Consider the following 23,256-nt stretch of genomic DNA (forward strand, 5'->3'; position numbering starts at 1 on the left):
ATCCGGATTTCATCAACCTTTAACAGAACCAAGTAACATTCCTTTGACAAAATACTTTTGAGCAAATGGATAAATAATCAAGACGGGTATACTAGATACCACAATTAAAGAATATTGCATTAAATTAGCCAATTGTTGTCTTCTCTGTTGTTCCGCAATATCTAGATTCCCTCCTGATTGGGTTTGAGTTATTAAAATCTCTCTTAATTCCAATTGTAAAGGGAATAGATCTTCTGTTCTTAAAAAGATCATGGCATCAAAATAACTGTTCCATTGAAAGACTGCATACATTAGAGCAAGCACTGCAATAATTGGCTTCGATAATGGTATAACAACATGCCAAAGAAATTTTATACTGCTGCAACCATCCATTTCACTAGCTTCTACTAATTCTTCTGGAATACTTGCTTGAAAAAATGTTCTGGCTATAATAACTTGCCAAACTGCAATCGCTTTTGGTATTAAGATTGCCCATGGTGTATCAAGCATTCCTAATCGTTGGACTACTAAATATTCAGGGATTAAACCTCCGTAAAATAACATAGTAAAAAGAATAAAAATCATTAGAATTTTTTTACCATAGAAATTCTTCCTGGATAATGGATATGCAAATATTATAGTGAGAAAAACAGCAATAAACGTATAACCGATTGTATAGAGAATGGAATTTCTAAATCCTCTCATAACACTTGAGTTATTCAAAACTTCTTTATAGCCTTCAAGTGAAAAATCGACTGGCCACAACCACACTTGTCCGGCTGTTACTGCTTCTGGACTACTTATCGAAGCGCTTACTATATAAACAAGTGGGTAGAGGACTACTAATGTAATAACGCTCAAGTAAAAATAGATCAGTATTAAAAGAATTCTATCATTATAAGATTCTCTAATAGTACTTTTTTTCTTTTTCATCAATCTAACCCCTTTCTACCATAGTCCATTACCTGAAATCTTTTTAGCTACTGAATTAACTATAACCAGCAAGATCAAATTAATGATGGAGTTAAATAACCCAACAGCAGTAGCAAAACTAAAATTAGCGTTAATAATCCCCATTTTATAAACATAAGTTTGTAAAATTTCAGAGGTGCTTAAATTTAAAGGATTCTGTAACAGATATACTTTCTCAAACCCTATTGCCATTAGATTACCTACACTTAAAATTAAGATAATAACAATTGTTGGCATAATCCCCGGGATATCAATATTCCATATCTTTTGTAACCTGGAAGCACCATCAATTTTGGCAGCTTCGTATTGTTGTCTATCAATACCAGCAAGTGCTGCCAAATAAATAATCGCTGAATAACCAGTAACCTGCCAAGCATCCGACCAAACAAAGATAGACCTAAACATATCAGCCTGTCCTAGAAAGTTAATGGCATCAATCCCTACCAATCCTAACAAGTCATTCACAATTCCAGTCCTTGGGGAAAGCATCAGAATTAGCATGGATACAATAATAACTGTAGAAATAAAGTAAGGTGCATATGTTAGCGTTTGTACTGAACGTTTAAAAATACCATCTTTTATTTCATTCAGCGATAATGCCAACAGTATTGGCAATGGAAAAGTTACTGCCAATTGAAAAACACTTAATAAAAAGGTATTTCTAATTAGATCCCATGCTACCGGGTTATTAAAGAAATTCTCAAAATGCTTCCAACCAACCCAAGGGCTTCCTATAATTCCTTGAACTACATTGTAGTCTTTAAAAGCAATGACTGCGCCAAACATTGGTATATACTTAAAAATGACAAAATACAATACTGGCAGCATCATAAGAAGATACAATTGCCAATGCCTCTGAAAACTTCTTTTTGCTAAATGCCTTTGTGTTACCTTTTTTATTTCTTTAGATTGATCAAGTGATTGCTCCATTTCATTTACCCCCTCTTCCATAAAGGAAACGCTTACAGAAAATTTAACATGGTTATAACTAACTGCAAACAGACAAGTTCATTAGCTAGGTACAATCTTAGAAATTTTCATATATTCAAAAAAGGTACATTTTCCGATCAAAGGTACCTTCTATGTTGCTTCTCCAAGCTACTAACAGTAAGGCGGTGTATAGCCTCTCCTGAATGGCAAGGACAATTTCTCCTCTTATTTTCGATACCATTCGGAAGAAATTATTACAGGGCAAAAGAAAAAATAAAGGTAATAACTATACAAAAAAAAGAATGAGTGCCATTTTGCTAACTCACTCATTCAAAAAATATTATTTTGATGCCTCCTATTTATTAATTAATGTTGTATAAACAGACAAGAACAGCACTCTGATTATTTACTTTTTATATTCTGCTATCGGTCTTATATGGATCAAATCATATTTAAATTTCTTTTCGCAAATTTTGCCTAATAAAAATCCATATCATTATTTTAATTCTGTTTAAAATTCTTTGGATCATTTACCGTTTTTCTAAATTGATTAGGAGTCATGTTATAAATTCGCTTAAAAGCTCTTCTAAAAGAATGCGCACTGCTATAGCCTGACTCTTCTGCTATAGCATTAATCGTTTTCGTGGTATTTGTTAATAAATATATTGCTTTTTCCATTCTTACTTTTTCTAAATATTCATATAAATACTCCCCTGTCTCTTCTTTAAAGATTTGTGAAATATACTTCTCTGTGCGCGATAGATGTTCGGCAATCATATAAATAGTTAATTCAGTCTCTTGATAGTGCTGATCAACATATCTTTTTATCTCATTAATAACAGTATTGTTCGTATCTTTACGATTTTTCTTAATGAATCCACAATAAAGATGAATAACATCGATAAATTGTTGCTCCATTTCATCTCTTCCTTCTTCTAGCTTTATGGTTCTTAACCTTTTTCGTATCGAATCAGTAACCTTATGCTGACGAAATATATATTGATCTAGTATTTTATAGAAAGTTCCTCTTACCTCATAAATAAATTGTTCATACATATCCATCGATAAGTTTCTATTCTCCATATTCTCTAATAGAAGTTCTTTAATAATTTCTTCCGCTTCTATAGCTTCTCCATCCTTTAAACATTTTAATAATCGGAATTCAAATTCCAGGGGATAATAAAATACAGTAGTCTCTTTCATCAAATCATCATACCAATATAAAGTTTGTTTGTCTGTAGAAAAATGTGCATAGTCTATTGCTTGTTTTGCCTCATTATAGGATCGGCTAATATCTGATATAGACTGAAACGATTGTCCAAGTCCAATTTTTAATAAAATTCTATATTCTGTTTGTAATGATTGAGTTAATTGTTTAAACATATCATCAATCTTTTTTTGCAATAATTCTTTATCCTCCCTCGTTAAAAAAATATATATTAATTTATCAGAATAAAAATTAGTCACATGAAACTTATCACATAATTTTAAAGACTCTTGCTGTATGACAACTCGAAGAGCATTTAATTCCTCATATATTTCCCTGCTTGTTAATTCTTCATAACCTTCTACTTTTACAATTGCGACATAACCATTGTCATAATCAATATCAACATTTGCTTGACTTGCATTGTCATGAAGATTACTATCTCTTTCATTTATTTCACCAGACAACAATTGTTTAATAAAGGCATCTTTTAATAAAGGCTTTTGTTCTCTTAATTGTTTTTGTAAAGTTGAATTTGTAGATATTAATTTTGTCACATTACCGTGCAAGAAATCGTATTCATTTTTAGTTTCAGGATCAGCATACTCTTTTAAAGTTTTGATTACGTTATTAATAGGATGACTATTTCTGTATGCAAATACTAAACATATTATAAGACCAATAATAAATGTAATACTGGTAATCGACCAAGTGATATACTTAATAGGAGCTGCCTCTTGAACTAGTACCTCTTTCGGAATACCAGCTACATATATCCAATCATTCTTTTCAGATTGAGAAGAAATCAACAAAATATCATTTTCCAAATAAGTTGAATCTTTCGATGTTACCACTGCTTCCCTAATGCTATTAATTTCCTCCATGTCAATTCCATTTGCGGTGATAAGTTGTTTATTCTCATCTAAAATAAACGCCCAACCATTAAATTGTTCGTTTATTCCTTTAATTACATTATTTAATAATTTGTTATCAATAGGTACTATAATGGAGCCATTCGTTCCTGTAAAATCATTCATAGGTAAAGGCTGTACGTATGTGATGATATTAGTCAAGGTTTCTCCTTTTATATAACGTTTGCTAGGAATAATTTTCCTTTCTGCTTTCAAAATATTTTCTTCCCAATCTGACATAGACATATTCTCATAATGTTTGCTTGCATAAAAGTGATGAGGACGATGAAATACAGAGCCTGGAGTTATAATCAATTCGGATTCTTTTGAATAAATATAAAAATCTTCTAAAAATTCGTTTGTACTGGCATAAGGGGAGATTTTACTATCTAACTGTCTAAGGATAGAAACCATACTTCTTTCGTCCGTTCCTGGCTTATTAAGTATCGTATTTAGGTCGTTGTCCAAGGATAGCTGTATAACAAACCGATCAATTTCCTCTAATTTTTGTTCCAATATTTCTCTACTCTTATTTAAAACTTGTTTACTATTCATGATTGAATATTTTTCTGCAGTATCCAATGAGACTTGATAAGATATAAGACCAGCTATTAAAGGTAGTATTAAAATTATAAGATAGGAAACCAAAAACCTTCTGAAAACCTTATTAGTTTTTTGTCGTTTCATTATTAATCTCCTTTAAGAACGGAATATTTTTTAATTGTATTATACCTTATTTAAAAAAAAAGAAATTTATATTCTTAGCCAACTTTACTTCACAAAGATAAGTATATACAGCTGTTTAATGATTAATAACAGAACTTCCTAACATACTATAGTGCTACCGTTCTTCAAGAAACAAAACCGAGATTCTTATCAACAAAGCTAGAAAAACTATAGAATATAAATTACTATTTCCAAGGAAATGTTTCTTGAAAAACTAAAGCCGAAATGTAATAATTTCGGCTTTAGTTCGTAGTATTCTAACTAATCGATATGAATTTTAAATACAACTGGTTTATCACTATTGATTTTATTGGTGGTAATTTCCATACCTTTTTCTGTTCTTTTCCATTTTGGTTTTTCTTCATATCCTAAAACTGATACATCCTTGATAATTCCATGAAAATGAGGTAATTTAGAAGCATCTTGTACAGCAAGAGATGTTATATTCACTTTACCATTTTGAGGATAACTTAATACAGTAGCATATAAATAAGAACCATTAACCGTAAATCGAATATCTTCAGATGTGAATTTTTTAGCCTTACTATCTGTAAATTGGCCTTCTTCCACTTTAGTTGGACCCTCACTAGATTTACGCCACACTGTACTTCCGTATATTGCCTCTCCATTTACCTTTAGCCATTTCCCAATTTCTAATAATATATGTTTATCTTCATCAGGTATGGTACCATCTGCTTTTGGACCAATATTCAAAAGCAAGGTTCCATTCTTACTTACGATATCTACCAGATCACATATTATTTCATTTGCTTGTTTATAGTCATTATTTTCGGTATAACACCATGAATTTTTTGCAACTGATGTATCAGTTTGCCAGAAATAAGGTTTTTGTTCAGCAAATTGACCTCTTTCTATATCAATTACAGCTGTACCAAACATAAAAGCATCATGCTTATAATTAATAGCTACTTCCATCCCCCATTCATCCGCTCGGTTATAATAGTAAGCAGCAAACTTTTTCAAATAAGGCTTTACAGCACTATGTTGAATCCACCAATCAAAATAAACAATTTTAGGTTTATATCGGTCAACAATTTCACACGTGCGAATTAACCAATCTTCTAAAAAGGCTACAGAAGGATCTGGACTGTATAAATCATGATGATGAGGTTCAGGCATAGCTGCCCAATAGAAATCTCCTGGTTCCAATGGTTCTTTAATATCACTATCAAACTCTTTGCCATGCCCCATAAAAAACCAATGTTCTATTCGATGAGAGGAGGCACATAAAGCAATATTTTGTTTTTCAAGTTCCGTACCTAGTGCTCCAAGTATATCTTGTTTTGGTCCCATATCATAAGCATTATACTTTGAAAGATCACTTTTATACATTTGAAATCCATCATGATGCTCTGCAACTGGCATCACATACTTAGCTCCCGACTCTTTGAATAATTGTGCCCATTCCTTAGGATCAAATTTTTCTGCTTTGAACATTGGAATAAAATCTTTATAACCAAAATCTTTATGATTACCATATGTCTCTATATGGTGTTCAAATTCTTTTGAACCTTGGATATACATATTTCTTGAATACCATTCATTACCAAAAGCAGGAACAGAATAAACTCCCCAATGAATAAAAATACCAAATTTAGAGTCTTTGTACCACTTAGCTAATTCATAACTCGATAGAGAATCCCAATTATCTTTAAATCTACCGTTTTCAATAACTTTATTGATTTTCATAAGATATGTTTGCTTATTAATCATTTCCGTCATTTACAAAGCACCTCCAAATGTTTGCGTTTTCAACAGTTTACAGCTTTCATGAATTAAAAAGTACTAAAACCTTTTAACACTATCCTTGCCACTCTGCCTCACCACTTGCCCATGTCTTGTTATGAATTGGTTTAAGAATCTCCAAAACTTTTGTTAACATTTCTTCGTTAATTGGTTCTTCTGTCCATTTAATATTTTTAATTATATTTTTTTCGCTAGCTGTACTCACTAATGTAGTTGGAATCCTTTTCTCTCTTGTTGCATACTGAATAGCTAATTTGGCAAGATCATAACCCTGTTCTTCACAAAATTCAGCAGCTTTTTTACACATTTGTTTAATTTCCTGATCAGCTGGATGCCACTCAGCAACTTCTGAGAAGCTTAGTAATCCCATTGATAATGGTGAGGCGTTGACTAAACCGACATTCTTTTTTTCTAATAAAGGAATAATAGATAATAACGACGTATCATTTAAGGAATAGTGACAATAAGAAAGAATCACATCTAAATCTTTCTTATCAAGTATTTTCTCAAAAATAGATAATGGCAGGCCTGACACTCCCATAAAACGAATCTTTCCCTGTTGTTTCAACTCCTCTAATGTAGGAATGCCTTCTTCGATCACTTGCTCATATGAACCAAATTCTATATCATGTAAAAATAAAATATCTACATAGTCTGTTCCCAATCGTTTAAAACTCTCTTCTAAGCTATTCATAATACTTTTTCTAGAAAAATTAAAACTATGTTCACCAAATCTGCCTGCCTTCGTAGAAAGAATATATTTATCACGTGGAACACTTTTCAAAGCCTTGCCTAATACCTTCTCTGCCTTAGTCAAACCATAATAAGGCGAAACATCAATCAGATTAATACCATGATCGATTGCTGCATGTACCGATCTAATACCTTTCTTTTCATTTATTTCTTTAAAAACTGATCCTAAGGAAGACGCCCCATAGCTAAGTACGGAAACTTCTAAACCAGTTTGAGCTAATTGTCTGTACTGCATTAAAACTCTCCTTCCTATCTCTTAAATTAATTATCAAATTGTGACAAAACATTCGATAAGAGCATCTTTTTTTAACGCTTACATAATATAATTGATTCAGCTAAATATAAATAATACATTAACATACATATTTTGAAATAAAAATTGTATTTTTTGCTTTATTTATACTATTTTATGATATACAATAAAGAACATGAGATAACCTATCTAATGAATTAATATATCTCATTAATTATTACAAGCCACACTTCAAACTAATTATTAATTCGTTTTTGAAAACGTTTTATTTTTTTTATTGACAAAGATCTATTAACTTACGCTATATATTTACTTACTAAAGATGAAAGGTGTCGATTTGTCATGAAAGTAACTAAACAACATGAAGATTCATTATTTCCTTTTTCGTTTGTTTATAAAGGTATGAAAACTCCTCAAGATGAATTACCAAATCACCTTCATGATTTCCATGAAATTATTTACGTTCATAGAGGTAGTGGAACAATATTTATTAATCATACTCTTTATGATATGCATAAAGGAACTATTTTTATCATACCGACCGACACGATTCACCATACTATACCTACCCAAGGTGATTTAGTTACTTCATCCGTTATTTTTTTTAGTCCTACTTTAATTCAAACACTATTTATTGAAGAAAACTTTTCTTATTTATCACTAATAGAATCTATTAGTAAACAAAAACATTATAAAATTGTACTTTCCATATCTGAACAAACTACTTTTGAAAAATATCTAAATCAAATTAAAACCGAATTAACAAATAAACATCTTGGATTTAAACATGCTACTATACAATATACACAGCTAATTTTACTTTATTTATCTCGTTTGTATTGTAATGAAACAGATCATTCGCTTCATGAAAATACTGCTAGTCGTTTCTGGATGAATGAAATTTTTTCATATATTGACCATAACCTTACAGACAATCTATCTTTGACTCACCTATCGAATAAAGCCCACGTCAGTCCTGCTCATTTTAGCAGGGTTTTCAAAGACATAACGGGAATTAGTCTCACCTTGTATTTAAATAAAAAAAGAACCGCTAGGGCAAAAGAGCTTTTATGGAAAACAAATGATCCTGTTTCTCAAATAGCTGAATTGAGTGGATTTGAGAGTACACCACATTTTTACCGTATATTCAAAAAATTCACAGGCATTACGCCAGCAAAATATCGTAAGAATACTAAACACTAATTATAGTGTAGTATGTAAAAATGAGAATGACTAACTCTAGAAAAGCTATATTTTCACTATAATTGCTTTTCCTGAAATTCCTTTGGCGCACATCCTACAGCTCGTTTAAATTGGCGTGAAAAATGACTGGCACTGGCAAAACCACAGCTTTGGGCTACATTTTGGATCACAGCTGCTTGGTTTACTAACATTTGCTTGGCTTTATTCATACGTGCATTTAACAAATCTGCTTTAGGAGAAATATTAAAGAAACGCTCATAGTATGTATAGAACTGACTTTTCTCCAGATGGACTGCTTGACATAACTGAGCAATCGTCCAATCTTTTTCACATTGCGTGAGCAAGGTGAAGCGAAGTTCTCGAAAGGACGCGTATAACACATTTGCCTCCTCTGTTTGATGAGCGGGTTCTAACTGCCGTGAGCTTTCGATCAACAGCTGCTGCAATAATATATTCATCATCTCCTGCTGGTAAGTAGCTGGTGATAGGAATTCCGCCTGTATCTTTTGAAATAATTGATCTATCTCTTCTAGATCTCTAGGATAAAAAATTTCATTTTTAGGCAACTTATAATCCAAATAGCTTCCTTCCTGCACGAGGAAGTGAACATAACTGTTTTGAAATTCCTGTATTGCACTATAATCTTGCGGGTACTCTGGGGTAAACAGGATACAAGCCCCCTCCTCGGAGAAAACAACGGAATCATTTAATACTAATCGCATCGGTTGATAAAAACGTAAGAACAGATAAAAACCTAAGCCATTCGGACGATAAATCCTATCATCATCACGATTATGGCAACTATAATCACAATAATCCAATATCAGCATACCATCCCCCCTTATTTTCCTTGAGTATACCAAGACTGGAAGAAGTGTCAAGAATAACGGAAAAAAGACTATTCTTTTTGGAAGGGTTTTCTTATATTCTTGTCATAACAGCACTAAGTGTCTGTTCAAAAAGTTCGATACAGTAGAAGTGCCTCGGCTGCTTTTCATACATAAGCCTTTCAAAAGCAAGTCAACCCGGAAATTCGGCACGCTATTTTGAATGAGACTTTTTGAACAACCTCTATAAGGAGGAAGGAAGCATGGGAGCATATTTATTTGTTCACTTTAAAGAGAAAAGAACGCCTGATGGCGAGCAAGTCTATTTCGGTATCAGCCGTGATGGCTTCCATTGGGAATCCGTTAATCAGGAGAATCCAGTACTCTGGAGTTACTATGGAGATAAAGGCGTCCGTGATCATACCATCACACGGACTAAGACTGGAGAATTTGTCATCTTGGCAACGGACTTAAGTTTATCCTATGGCATGTTAAATCAATACCAAGGGTCTTGGGAAACTATCTCACGCCATGGCAGCAAATCGTTAGCATTGTGGCGTTCTAACGACTTAATCGATTGGAAACCACAAGAAATGGTGCCGCTTGGAAATGAGGATTTTGGCTGTCTTTGGGCGCCAGACATTATCTATGATCAGCAGCAAGAGGATTATGTCGTGCATTGGTCTTCTTCCCATGCAGAGAATAATTTTGGGCCAAAAGCCATTTATTATGCACGAACCAAGGATTTCCGCAGTTTTTCAGAACCAGCTATCTTATACAAAAAAGCAGACAGCGGTGTAATTGATTCCGCTATGTATGAAGAGAATGGGCTGTACTACCTGTTTGTCAAGAGTGAGGGAAACCCCAGCAATATTATTCTATTACGTTCAGATACTATCACGGGGCCCTTTGAAAAAATCGAAATCTTTGATCACAGTATGGCTGAACTGGAAACTGGTCTGTACGAAGCCCCTACTGCTACCAGATTAGCAGATGGCCGCTGGGGTCTGTTCTTAGATTTCTATGGAACTGCTGATGCAGCGGGTCACGGCTATGTCCCATTCCTAGCCGATTCCCTAGCAAGCGGTCAGTTTGTCCGGGCAGATACTAGTTTTTCTTTTCCTTACGGTTTCAAGCATGGCACAATCCTTGCCATTACAGACGAGGAATTTGAGCGCTTAAAAAATTATCAAAAACAACCTTCTGAATATTAGAAAGGATGATTCAAATGAAAAAAGCAACTTTACATGTAAACAAACACTTTAAAATTGGTGATGTAGATGACCGAATCTACGGTTCTTTTATCGAACATCTAGGGCGTGCCGTATATGAAGGCATATACCAGCCAGAAAGCCCTTTTGCCGATGAACAAGGATTTAGAAAAGATGTCATCGATCTGGTCAAACAATTAAATGTACCAGTTGTGCGTTATCCGGGCGGAAACTTTGTTTCAGGATATCGTTGGGAAGACACGGTTGGACCAAAAGAAAAACGACCAGAGACTGTAGATTTAGCCTGGCAAGTCATTGAATCCAATCAATTCGGCTTAAATGAATTTGTCGACTGGACAAAGAAGAGCAAGACAGAAACGATGATGGCGGTCAATTTAGGTACCCGCGGAATCGAAGCAGCCAAAAATGTGCTTGAATATTGCAATTTAAAAGGCGGCAGCTACTATAGTAATCTGCGCCGGGAACATGGCTGGGAACAGCCGCATGATATTAAGTTATGGTGTTTAGGGAATGAAATGGATGGGCCATGGCAAGAAGGTCACAAAACGGCTTATGAATATGGCCGGCTCGCTGCCGAGACTGGACGTGCCATGAAAATGATGGATCCAACGATTGAAACCGTTGCTTGCGGCAGTTCGTCCCTGCAAATGCCGACATTTGGCGAATGGGAAGATACTGTGTTAATGGAATGTTATGATCAAGTCGATTACCTGTCTCTTCACCAATATTATGGCAATCGTGATAATGATTCGGCTGGATTTTTAGCCAATACCGTAGCCATGGATCAATTTATCAGCCAAGTTATCTCGATCTGTGATGCCGTAAAAGCGAAAAAGCGCGGCAAAAAAGATATCCATCTCTCGTTTGATGAATGGAATGTCTGGTATCATTCAAATGAACAAGACAAACAAATTGAACGTTGGACACAACACCCTCATCAACTGGAAGATGTCTATAACTTTGAAGACGCATTGTTGGTAGCAGGCATGATGATCACGATGTTACGTCATGCAGACCGGATTAAAATAGCCTGTCTTGCTCAGCTAGTTAATGTAATTGCACCAATTATGACATCTGATACTGGTGCTTGGAAACAAACGATCTATTATCCATTTGAACTCATTAGCAACTTAGGGCGAGGAACTGTTTTACAGACAGAAATAGATGTTCCTTTCTATGAGTCTGTTCATGGTGATGCTCCTTACTTGGATTCAGTCGCCATCATGAATGAAGAACAAGAAACGGTAACCATTTTTGCGGTCAACAAAGACCTCAACGATCAAATGGAGCTTGCTGTTGATCTGCGTCAATTCGAAGGATACCATGTTGACAAACACGTTGTATTAACCCACAGTGATTTAAAAGCTGAAAATACGGAAGCACAGCCAAATAATGTCGTACCAAAGGCAAACGGCAATGCCTCCATCGATGGAGGACGGCTGGGTGCTGTCTTACCAAGTCAAAGCTTTAATGTTATTACTATCAAAAAATAAATCATTCTATAGCACAGCGCAGCAAACTTTCGCTTGCCGCGCTGTTGTATTTGTATGAGGTCCAAACAGCCTGATCCTATTAGAACACAGGTATCAGGCTGTATATTTTTATTCTGCTATAATAGGCTGGTCTCGATAGCTTGCCAACACATTTCCTTGTTTATCTGTTGCAAACAATTGTGAACGTTCTTTTTCCAGCTTAAAACGATAAACCTTTCCGGAAGCAGGATCCCTGATTTCAATAGGCGTATCCATGGCATATTCGGAGACAAATGTATATAAACTGCCAGCCTTAAAGCTTAATTTCCGCCCATATATCCCAGGATATTGCCCACCTTGCAGCCACTCTATCTCATCTGATGTACCAGCAGCTTGCAAAGCCTTTTGATAAACGGCTATCAAGACATCAGAGCGTTGGTTTAACTCAATCGGTAACGGACACCAAATCAGCTTTCCTTTGCCCAAATTGATTTCTACCAAGTCCGTTTCATCTGTTTCTTCTTTAAATAGTTCTCCGATACGTCTGTCGCCGAATGAAACCGGATATTCCATTTCATCTATCGTCAATACTTCCTCTCGAAGGAGATTAGCCAAACGATAATCTCCTAACTCTTCTCGCAATGGCTGTTCATGATGCCAATATTCATTAAGCCCGATTGGACCTGTCCACAATAATACAGCTCCGCTCTCCATGACATACTCTACAAGCTGATTGCGGGCCTGATTACTGAAGTTATGCGCACTTGGCACTATAATGAGCCGAGGAGCTTGTACAGGAAGCGCCTCTAATTGATACTCTCCCATTGCTCGGAAGGGAATATTCATTTCATAGGCGAGCACTCTGGTAAGCTTTGTAGTGGCATCGAAGGCAAATTTTCGGTTAGAAAAATCATTCGAATAAGGGAAAATAGCCACTACCTCTTCTAACACTCTTTCTTCAAACAAATCACTGATTTGACCGATAAAGCTGCCAAAATCATAAGACACATCGGCCTCTGGTTTCTCTGATCCATCTGCCCTTAACGCACCAATATTTGATTCATTAATATTATTCATATAGAAATTGGTATTCCATAACCACTGTACGGCACCAGCTCCACCAGTGGAGAAAGCATAGCTGTACTTACGCTCTAATATGTTGCGCAGCTCATATTCGGAACGTTTTGCCTTATTATCTGGTGTTTCCACATACATAATGCCTGTTTCTTGAATCAGATTCGGTTTATTTGGTGTTTTGGTAAAAATACCGTCCCAAACCAATTGATCCATCATCCACCAGGAGTGGACAGTTGTATAGTCCACTGCCTGCTCATAAAAAAATGGTGTAGGCCTTTGACTAGTCAAAGCCTCATCCTGTCCTACAGTAACCAACTGTTTCGGATTCATTGCCCGAAGTGTTTCTGTGAGCTGCCGCGCCCAGCGGTTATGCATATCCATGGTAAACAAGGTGTAATCCAACCAAGGCAGTCCCCGTTTCAATTGACGCATATCCTGGATATCAAAATTCACCTGTTCTTGTTCAGGCATTTCCACCAATTCAAATGATGGCAGTTCTTCTGGTGTCATATCCCACCGTTCCTGAAGAGATTGAATCGTCTCATGACGCTCTTTCAACCAAGAAATAAAGGATTGATGCTCAAAACGGTCATTTGCCGTTCTAGGTCCTTGAAAAAAGCGTTGCGGATCAAACATAGATGGCTCATTGATCAGATCCCAGTTGATATTGGTCGTATATCGATGCCTGGCTGCTAAAGCAGCGATAAAACGTTTTTGTGCCTTGACACTCCTTGGATCCAAATATGGATTGACCCCTTCATAGGCTATTGGTGTAAAAGCAAAGAAGTTGAAGGTCACTTCTATTTGATATTTTTTGGCGGTAAGAATGAAGGCATCAATAGCACGCAGTACCTCTTCCGATGGATGACCATCTTCAAACATGACATGACGCCAGCCTGTCCAAAGTCCTGTTCGAATTAGATTGATCCCTGCTCTTTTCATATCTGCCATATCACGGTCCCAAACGGCTGGATTAGGTATAAAAATAAATTTACGTGCTACATCTGAGGTCATATAAGTTTGGCCTACAACCGGAAATGGCTTGCCATTCTTCCAAAAATAATCGCGCTTCACTTCCAAATACGTACCCTCTTGCAAAAATTCCTGATCATTTCCCCAAAAACCTTGTTCTAATGTCCGCTCTTCCCCATAGTCAGACGTTAACATACATTCAATCTGGTACTGCCCTTTTTCGACAACGCTATCCACAGGAATCTGGATGCGGTCCCATTCACCTGTTACCTGCAGTTCCCCTTCTGTAGACCAAACAACGTTCTCGTTGTAGATTAACTTGATCTGATACTGCCATATTTGCTGCGTATCTATCCTATCAAGTGCCTGAGTAATTTTTTCATACTGTAAGGTAATAGATGGCCGCTCACCTTGCTCATAGACAGCATAATTAGGGCTGAGCCAAAATTCTGTCACTCCATGACTTAAGACACCCGCCCATTCCTTTAATGCTGTCACTCCATCCGCTGTCCAAAATCTCGAGGTAAGAGGTTGATTAATAAATAACCACCTGCCCCCAGCAAATTGACCCTTTGTATTATCCAGTAACACGGCTGGAGCAGCCGTAAACCGTCCCTCCCGCGAGATTCCTTTCAATAAAGGCTGAATTTGAAGATCCATTGGTCCGCTGGATCCATTTTCCTCGGGCCGATCTCTTGATTTCGTTGCATGCAAGATAAAATTATTGACAGACTCTATGGTAAATAAATCTTCTTTGCCCTGAAAAAATGGCAGTTTATCATTTGCTTCTAAGCTAGCAAATGCCGCTGCATCCACTGACAATATTTCATGAATATTCAGCTGTCGGTGATAGGCTGTTTGGTCACGTTCTGTGATCCAGGCACCGTCCTCCCCTTCTATGACAGGTGTTCGAAAAGGGAAGCCTCCGATATGTAATAAGGCTTTTCCCTTTCCTAGGTAGGTTAGCAAGGTATTCCAGAGCCGTTTCGGGAAAAACCGACCATGCAAATATACCAAGCAGTCAATCTCTCCCTCCAGTAAAGCCTGTTCTAACCCCTTTACATCCACCACTTCGAATTGTTCTTGCATTAGCTTCAGACTGTCCGCTGAAGGACGTTCCCCTTCATATAGAAATTTCTCATCATAAAAAACAACTGTCATGATTATACCTCCAAGCTTTTATTCGAATTATCCTTTGACTGCACCTTGTGTCATCCCATTTACAATCTGTTTTTCCATTACCAAATAGAATAATATAGTTGGTATTAATACAATTGTCAGGCCTGCCATCTGGCCGGTATAATTGGTCGCATACTGACCGGCGAAATTCGCCAACCCTAACGGCAGTGTACTTAAGGCATCATCATTGATCAAAACCAAAGCAAAGGAAAATTCATTCCAATTATTGATAAAATTCAGAATAACCGCTGTCGCAATCGCAGGCCGGCTCATCGGCAAAATAATCGACCAAAAGATTCGAAATACACCACAGCCATCCATAATTGCCGACTCCTCTATTTCTTTAGGGAAACTTTGCATAAAGCTGGTTAACAAAAAGATCGTAATCGACAGATTAAAGGCAATATACGGGAAAATTAATGCCAAATGAGTATTCAGAAAACCAATTTTCTGCATTAAAATAAACATAGGCACTAGTGTGGCATGGATAGGGACCAATAAACCAACCACAAAGAAACCATACAGGAGATTTCTCCCCTTAAATTGGAACCTAGATAAAAAATAAGAAGCTAGCGCCCCCACAAAAATACAAATCACTAAAGCAACAATCCCAACCAATAAACTGTTAAAGAAATAGGTTCCGATATTGGCCGTAAACCATGCTTCCACATAGTTAGAAAAAATCCATTCTTTAGGTATGCCAAATGGATCAAAGGCAAACTCCTGGCCAGATTTGAAAGAGTTCATAATCATCCAAAAAATCGGATAGGCATTTACCACCGTAAATGCAATCAACACTAAATAAATCGTACTTTTTTTAAATATTTTACGCTTACGAGCTACTTTTGAATCATGTGCCACATTGACTTTATCCATATGCATTACCCCTCTTTCCGCTGCAGCAATTTAGTAGTGATTAAAATAATAGCAAGGCTGAAGACAAAGATCAGAACGGAAATAGCACTGCCGTATCCATAACGAAGTCCTTCAAATGTTTTGTTATACATATAAGTAGCCATTACCTCGGTTGAGTTAGCAGGACCGCCTGAAGTCATAACATAGATCAAGTCAAAAGTCTTCAAACTTCCACTAATACACAAAATAATGGAAATCAAAATAATATGACTAATCGACGGCAGGATAATATGGCGTGTCTTCTGCCACTCTGATGCTCCGTCCAAATCTGCTGCTTCTAATATTTCACCCGGAACGGTCTGCAAAGCAGATAAGAAGATAATGAAATACAATCCGACAAACTGCCAGATAATCGTTAGACAGACAGCCACCATCGCCCATGATGGATTCCCCAGCCAATTCTGCTGTAAAAACCCTAAACCAATACCTTCCAAGAAATTATTAAGTAAGCCATACTCTGAATTGTAGATCATTCGCCATGTAATCGATATAACGACTGTAGAAATAACGACAGGCATAAAACCAATTGTACGAAAGAATTTTGCACCTTTGATTTTTCGATTCAACAATAATGCTAGTACTAGTGCAATCGGGATTTGCCCAAAAACAGATGCCAGCACCACTAATATATTATTGCGGACAGATACCCAGAATACTTTATCTTGGAAGGCTTCTTGAAAATTGGCCAATCCAACAAACTGCATTTCAGAGAAGCCATTCCAAGACATAAATGAATAATAGAAAGATATAAAAATAGGCACAATACTGAAAATCAAATAAATGGCTAATGCAGGAATAACACCAGCTGCAATAATCCACGGATTTTTTAATAGATGCATGTAATCACTCCTTTTAATAAGAATCTGTACCTTATTATAAAAGGGCTTACATTTATCTGAAATCCTATAAAATTAATATAATATCTACTTTTTTATGGAATGGAGCTTGCGATACTGTGTTGGTGTAACATCCGTATGATTCTTGAACACCTGAACAAAATATTTATACTCTCGATAGCCTACATATTCTGCAATTTCAAATACCTTGTTGGAGGTATCTACTAGTAATTCCTTCGCCTTATCTATCCGGATCCGATTAAGATATTCTGAATAACTATAGCCGGTTTGCTGCCGGAATAGCATACTAAAATAATTAGGGGTAATATAGTGGTCTGCGGCCACTTCGGCAGCTTTAATGTCCTTTTGATAATTGCTATGCATATATTCCTGCACCTGCCGAATAATCCAGTGGTGCTGATTAGTAGTAGCCAGACACGCAATCAATTGTTTCAAATCCTCCAGAAACAATTCTTCTAACAACCTATCATTATTGTATATTCTTGTATCCAATTTCTGACTAAAAAACAATTCTGCTGCTGCAAACAGCTTAGCTTGTACCTTATTGATCATAGTGTCCTCGATATCTTTTAGTTCCGATACAATTTCATCCAGAGTCGATCCATTTGCTCTTAAAGCCCCCATCAGCTGATGTACTTCTCTCGCTAACCCCTGTGATTCCTGCCGCAAGACCATCTCAATGATCGAATGATTGACTTCTGTACTGTCGCTAGAAAAGTTTTCTTCTGCTTTAGACCAGCCTATTCGTGTGGTACCAGTACCCCGATGGCGTATCAAGCATTCGTTCATCGTCTGATAGAGTAAATGAATCTGCTTAACATCCTCTGATACAGGAGCTGCAACGGTCAGTATATTATGCCCATATGATTCAACTAATTCATCCATCAATAGCTCTAGCTCTGTTTGCTTTAATAATTGATTTTGGGTATAAAGAAATAAGATCAATTGATTTTCATGTATCTCCAGCCATAAAGCTGAAAAATCATGTCGGTTAATCAGCCTTTCTGCTTTATTAAGTTCTAAAGGATGCTTAGTCAGCTTTCCATCCACCAAGTTACTATAGTCTTTCTTTTCCACAGCAATCATACAATATTCAGACACTAAATCTGCTAACTGCTCCTCTGTAGTGCTCGGTGGCACTTGAAAAATTTGTTCAGATAAATACTGCTTAATGATCGATTGAGATTTACTTTCCTGCTCCACCTTGTGATTGACAATATCTTTTTTCACCTTTTTTACAAGATTCAATAATTCTTCAATATTAACAGGTTTCAATAAATAGTCCTGCACTCCTATCCGCATTGCCTCGCGTGCATATTCAAACTCATCATAACCACTGATCATAATAATTTGGGTCTCCGGGAAATCCTGTACTACTTTTTTCGATAAATCAATTCCATCCATTTCTGGCATATAAACATCTGTAATCAAAATATCTACTGCAGTACGGCTCAGCATCTCAAAGGCTTCTAGACCGTTCTGTGCTGTTCCTACAACTTCTACCTCCAGTTCCTCCCAAGGAAGTGTGTTAGCAAGCCCTTGAGTAATTAATGGTTCATCATCTGCTATTACTATTCTGCACACCATCGTAAGACTCCTCTCCTTTCCATACCTGCTGCCAAACTTGCTCATTGTCCATCCATGGAAGCACAATCCTAATCTGTGCTCCTTTTACAGGTTCATCGATTTCAATGCCATATCCTTGCCCAAAAGCATTCACTATTCGATCATGTACGTTCTTTAATGCAAAACTCTCTGTCTTTCCAGCTATTTTTTCTCCTTTTACTAAACGCTGGGCCTGTTTCACATCCAGCCCTACTCCATTATCCAGGACTTCTAACAGTAGACGGTCTGCTTGCCGATAGGCACGTATAATTATCACTTTCTTAACCTGTGTCGAAGAAAAGCCGTGCTTAAAGCTATTTTCTACAAGCGGTTCCACGATCAATTTCATGACAATACCGTCATCTATCCCTGCCTCTTTAAACAGATAGTATTGAAAACTTTCTCCCAGCCGTTTCCGCTGCAACTCCATATAACTTTGGACATATTTCAGTTCACTGCTTAGTGGTATCCAAACCTTTCCTTGGCTGAGCGTAATCCGAAACAAGTTGGCCAAATCTTCAATACTTTTACTTGTTTCCGGAGCTTTTTCGATTCGCGCTGTCCATCGTATCATATCAAGCGTATTATAGAGAAAATGTGGATTAATTTGACTTTGTAATGCTTTTAATTCTGAATGCTTGTTTTGCAGCTCTAATTTATACTTGGTATCGATTAGTAGCTGGATTCTTTCTACCATCGCATTAAAGCGAAAACCAAGTTGTCCGACTTCATCATTCGAACGTACAGGCACCCTAGCTTTAAAATCTCCTCGCTCTACCCGCTTCGTTTCTCTTGTAAGCTCTAACAAAGGTCTTACCACAAAGAAAATAAACCCTGCAAAAGTTAACAACCCCATCAAGATTGCAATCACTATCATATACCCAAAACTGGTGCGTATCCCGCCCATTTCAGACAAGATATATGCCTCACTGACCACAGATACAATATATAAATCGAGTGTATCTATATATCGAGATACTGCGTAATAATTTTCTTCATGTGAGGTGAATTGGAAGCTTTCTCCGTCATTCTTTATATTATCCATCAATTCTTCATATTCAAATAATTCACCATTCCTTGAACCAATCACATCACCTTTTTTCTCATGAATAAAAAAGGCTTGGTGCTGTTGATTGACGAAGCCCGTTGATACGTGTTGAAATAATGTCTCTTGGTCTAATCGGAATTTAACCAGTCCAATAGGATCTGTTATATCATATAGATGATTTATCGTACGATACAAAGTAATCACTGTTTCCTCTTCATTTTTTCGAATGTTGTACAGGGAATAGGGTTCACTCCAAAGTATATTACCTTTTAACTCAGAAGCATGTACCTCCCACGCCGATTCATCTGCATCAACAATTTCCCCTGCCGAGAGTACTTGATCATTCTGTCCCTTAATTTGAACAGAGTGAAAGTAATCCTTCTCTGATTGATGAAAAACGAAAAAACCATTCAAATTACTGCGTAAGCGATTTAACACTGTATAGTCACTACTGGTGATAGCTGGATGTGTCATAAAATCCCGAAATTCATTACTATATATAATATACCTTGAAATTTCTTCGACTTCTTCAATTACATCTGTTAACTTCGCTTCCATATTGTTTAGGTTCCACTGAGTCGTGTTCATTACCTGTTGTTTGACAATATTATTAGACTGGTAAATAACGATAGAACCAATCAAACTACTTGGAATGGTAACCAATAATAAGAAAATGATAATAGACTTCCATTTCAAACTATTCCGAATGAGTTGCATAGTAGTTCTACTCCTAATCTAAAACATAATAATAAATCGAGACGTCCCCATTGCAAATTAATGATTAGCGACACTTATCAGAGCGTTAGCGTCTATAAGCCCTTTCCGTTTTAAGATGCAAAATAACGGACAGTTACAGCGGGATAAATAAAGTGTAGCATACAAGCCCCTATCTTCATTCATTCGGAATAATAAAATAGAGCATCTTGAACAAGACACTCTACTTTTTCTATGCATACTATTTATTGTTCACTCTCTGCTACCCGCTGTATATTAGCGGCTGCTTCTTCTGGTGTAGAGCCTCCAACTGTAATAGATTGCAGCTCATTCTCCAACTGATCATTAACAGCCGGTGATAATGCTGCATCATATACTGGCGCTGGATCAGAGTCAGCAATTACTTGCAACATTTCTTCTGTGATTGGATTTATATCCGCCCCCTCTGGGAGTTCAAGATTGGCAATGATCGGACGACCAGCTTCCATTAAGTTTTGCCATAATTCTTCATTATAGACATATTGTAGGAAGGTATGTGCCGCCTCTAGTTCCTCTCCCTCTAATTCACTATTAATCGCATGACCTGTACCTGCTACAGTAGAAATGGTATTAGAATCATTTAAAGGAATGGAAGCTACTCCAATATTCTTATCTTCTGGCATATTTTCCAGAATCGAAGCAATTCCCCAGTTCCCATCAAACACCATCGCTGTCCTTCCCTGAAGAAAATAATCAATCATCTGAGTACTGTCAATCGTATTTAAGTCCTCATTGAATGCATTGTTAGTAATCAACTCTTCTATTATTTCCAATGATTGGACAAAATCATCATCTGTAAAAGCTCTTTCCCCATTGGCTACTCCTTCCAAAAAATCGTTTCCTGTAAAACGATCTGCAATCGTGGAAATATATACTGATTGCAATACCCAGCCATCCGCATTTCCTAATGCAATCGGTGTGATGTCATCTGCATTTAAATCATTCACTAAATTCAAAAACTCATCATAAGTCTGTGGGAATTCATCATAGCCTGCATCAGCTAGCATATCTTTGTCATAAAAAATCATATGGGTTGGATTGGTATTAGCTGGTACAGCATATACATGATCATCAACAGAGAAATCTTGAAAATCCTCTTCATCCAGTAGACCAGTTTCTTCTGTCCAATAGTTGGTTATATCATCGATCGGCTGCACAACGCCTCCCTCTACTAATGGCTCTAATTCAGCCCCTGGCCATACTTGAAAAATGTCAGGCAGCTGTCCACCAGCGGCTTGTGTATTTAGTCTTGTACGGTAATCAGCATGTGGCGTTGTATTCACCTGAAGATCGATCTCTGGATGCTCCTCATTAAATTTATCTACAACATCCATAAACACTTGAAAATCTGCTCGACCAATATCTTCTGCTCTCCAAAATTCTAGTGTGACAACATCATCACCTTGATCAGATGATCCACTTTCTTCACTGCCGCCATTAGAACAAGCAGCAAGTACTGCTAATAATCCGATCATGCCAAATAATACAAAATGATTCCATTTTTTCATTTTACCATCAACACCCCTTTAATTAATGTTATCGCTTTCAATACGGATTATCTCATAAGCATAACATCTTAAAAATACGACAAAATTAAAATAATATCCAAAAAATTAATTATATTGGGCGAGATGATATATTCATTCCATCAAGATTCGTATCAATGTGTGTTTAAAAAATAACAAAAGGGATGGTCAACTAAAATCACAATGTCTTGGAATGTGGTTACTATCCCCGTGCAATACATGCTGCAGCATTAGCAAATTATCTGTGTTGACATGTTCTGCAATAAAAATACCCTGCATCGCAAATGAATGCATGTGCAGGATATCTACTTAACCTTCCACTCTAACAAAGTTCTTTCCTTCTTCAATAGTTACGGTCTGATTACCGACAATTTCCACCTTGTATGTCCCTTTTACACCGTTTGTTTCTACTTGATAATGGTCACGGTTGTGGGTCACCGTAATCTTTCCTGTTTCTTTCCCTGTTTGATCATACAATACTCGCGAACTTTGCTGTCCTTCCGCTAAAGTATACACCTTAAATGTGATTTGTTCCATATAGTCATAAACTGGTTGTCTAGTTTCAGCTCCTAACGGTAAAATCGTCTGCTCTTTGACATAGAGCGGCAGGCTGAAATAATCGTAAGAGGCCTGCACCCATCTGCCGCCGGTCAGCTCTTCTCCGCTGAATAAATGTGTCCATCTGCCCGCTGGGAGATAAAAGGATCCCTGCCCGTCTTCTCGGAAGATCGGAGCGACCAATAAGGCGTCCCCCAGCATATACTGCCGATCCAACAGCTGACAAATCGGATCCTCTGGAAATTCCAACCACATCGACCGCATCACCGGCACACCAGTCTGACTGTTTTCCACTGCCTGGCCATACAAATAGGGCATCAGCTGGTTTTTCCATTCGGTAAAATGACGCGCTACCTCGACTGCTTCTTCATCGAACTGCCACGGCACCCGGTAGGAGGAACTGCCGTGGAAACGGCTGTGACTGGACAACAATCCAAAGGCCGTCCAGCGCTTAAATACATCCGGGGTGGCCGTATTTTCAAAACCGCCGATATCATGGCTCCAATAGCCAAAACCAGAAGTAGTTAACGATAA

At 36.9% G+C, this 23,256-nt stretch carries 16 protein-coding genes; 3 read left to right on the plus strand and 13 right to left on the minus strand.

Annotated elements, in window-relative coordinates:
• Positions 1-12 precede the first annotated feature (12 nt).
• The 5 genes from JOD18_RS10930 to JOD18_RS10950 form a co-directional block, all read right to left on the minus strand.
• Positions 13-912, minus strand: coding sequence for a carbohydrate ABC transporter permease (locus tag JOD18_RS10930; protein WP_204669063.1), 900 nt, complete (start codon positions 910-912; stop codon positions 13-15).
• A 15-nt stretch (positions 913-927) separates the two neighbouring features.
• Positions 928-1,881: an ABC transporter permease gene (locus tag JOD18_RS10935; protein ID WP_204669064.1), complete on the minus strand. Its 954-nt coding sequence runs from the start codon at positions 1,879-1,881 to the stop codon at positions 928-930.
• A gap of 501 nt (positions 1,882-2,382) precedes the next feature.
• Entirely contained in the window at positions 2,383-4,686 is a 2,304-nt protein-coding gene (locus JOD18_RS10940) for a helix-turn-helix domain-containing protein (RefSeq protein ID WP_204669065.1), read from the minus strand.
• A 300-nt stretch (positions 4,687-4,986) separates the two neighbouring features.
• Entirely contained in the window at positions 4,987-6,468 is a 1,482-nt protein-coding gene (locus tag JOD18_RS10945; RefSeq protein WP_239588066.1) for an alpha-L-fucosidase, read from the minus strand.
• Positions 6,469-6,547: 79 nt separating this feature from the next.
• Positions 6,548-7,480, minus strand: coding sequence for an aldo/keto reductase (locus JOD18_RS10950; RefSeq protein ID WP_204669066.1), 933 nt, complete (start codon positions 7,478-7,480; stop codon positions 6,548-6,550).
• 360 nt (positions 7,481-7,840) lie between these two features.
• On the opposite strand from JOD18_RS10950, the gene JOD18_RS10955 reads away from it, so the two are divergent.
• Positions 7,841-8,701: a helix-turn-helix domain-containing protein gene (locus JOD18_RS10955; protein ID WP_204669067.1), complete on the plus strand. Its 861-nt coding sequence runs from the start codon at positions 7,841-7,843 to the stop codon at positions 8,699-8,701.
• Between the two features lie 56 nt (positions 8,702-8,757).
• On the opposite strand, the gene JOD18_RS10960 is transcribed toward JOD18_RS10955, so the two are convergent.
• The gene (locus JOD18_RS10960; RefSeq protein ID WP_204669068.1) at positions 8,758-9,531 is read right to left on the minus strand and encodes a helix-turn-helix transcriptional regulator; all 774 of its coding nucleotides are present in this window, start codon (positions 9,529-9,531) and stop codon (positions 8,758-8,760) included.
• Between the two features lie 260 nt (positions 9,532-9,791).
• Here JOD18_RS10960 and JOD18_RS10965 point away from each other — a divergent pair, with 260 nt between their 5' ends.
• Positions 9,792-10,742, plus strand: a complete 951-nt coding sequence (locus tag JOD18_RS10965; RefSeq protein WP_204669069.1) for a glycoside hydrolase family 43 protein — start codon at positions 9,792-9,794, stop codon at positions 10,740-10,742.
• 8 nt (positions 10,743-10,750) lie between these two features.
• Positions 10,751-12,253, plus strand: coding sequence for an arabinosylfuranosidase ArfA (gene arfA / locus JOD18_RS10970; protein ID WP_338029530.1), 1,503 nt, complete (start codon positions 10,751-10,753; stop codon positions 12,251-12,253).
• A 108-nt stretch (positions 12,254-12,361) separates the two neighbouring features.
• Here arfA and JOD18_RS10975 read toward each other — a convergent pair whose 3' ends face one another.
• The 7 genes from JOD18_RS10975 to JOD18_RS11005 form a co-directional block, all read right to left on the minus strand.
• Positions 12,362-15,442, minus strand: a complete 3,081-nt coding sequence (locus JOD18_RS10975) for a beta-galactosidase (RefSeq protein ID WP_239588067.1) — start codon at positions 15,440-15,442, stop codon at positions 12,362-12,364.
• A gap of 27 nt (positions 15,443-15,469) precedes the next feature.
• Positions 15,470-16,336 (minus strand): carbohydrate ABC transporter permease, encoded by an 867-nt coding sequence (locus tag JOD18_RS10980; protein ID WP_239588068.1) that lies wholly within the window; start codon positions 16,334-16,336, stop codon positions 15,470-15,472.
• Between the two features lie 5 nt (positions 16,337-16,341).
• Positions 16,342-17,214, minus strand: a complete 873-nt coding sequence (locus JOD18_RS10985) for a carbohydrate ABC transporter permease (protein WP_204669072.1) — start codon at positions 17,212-17,214, stop codon at positions 16,342-16,344.
• 84 nt (positions 17,215-17,298) lie between these two features.
• A complete protein-coding gene (locus JOD18_RS10990) occupies positions 17,299-18,819 on the minus strand; it encodes a response regulator transcription factor (protein ID WP_204669073.1) in 1,521 nt (506 codons plus the stop codon).
• Entirely contained in the window at positions 18,791-20,602 is a 1,812-nt protein-coding gene (locus JOD18_RS10995; protein WP_204669074.1) for a sensor histidine kinase, read from the minus strand. Before JOD18_RS10995 ends, JOD18_RS10990 begins: the two co-directional genes overlap by 29 nt.
• A 242-nt stretch (positions 20,603-20,844) precedes the next feature.
• Positions 20,845-22,146 (minus strand): extracellular solute-binding protein, encoded by a 1,302-nt coding sequence (locus JOD18_RS11000; RefSeq protein ID WP_204669075.1) that lies wholly within the window; start codon positions 22,144-22,146, stop codon positions 20,845-20,847.
• Positions 22,147-22,473: 327 nt separating this feature from the next.
• On the minus strand, positions 22,474-23,256 hold a 783-nt coding region (locus JOD18_RS11005; protein ID WP_275582991.1), incomplete at its 5' end, for a TIM-barrel domain-containing protein.

This window comes from Gracilibacillus alcaliphilus, assembly GCF_016909015.1.
Taxonomy (GTDB): domain Bacteria; phylum Bacillota; class Bacilli; order Bacillales; family Amphibacillaceae; genus Gracilibacillus; species Gracilibacillus alcaliphilus.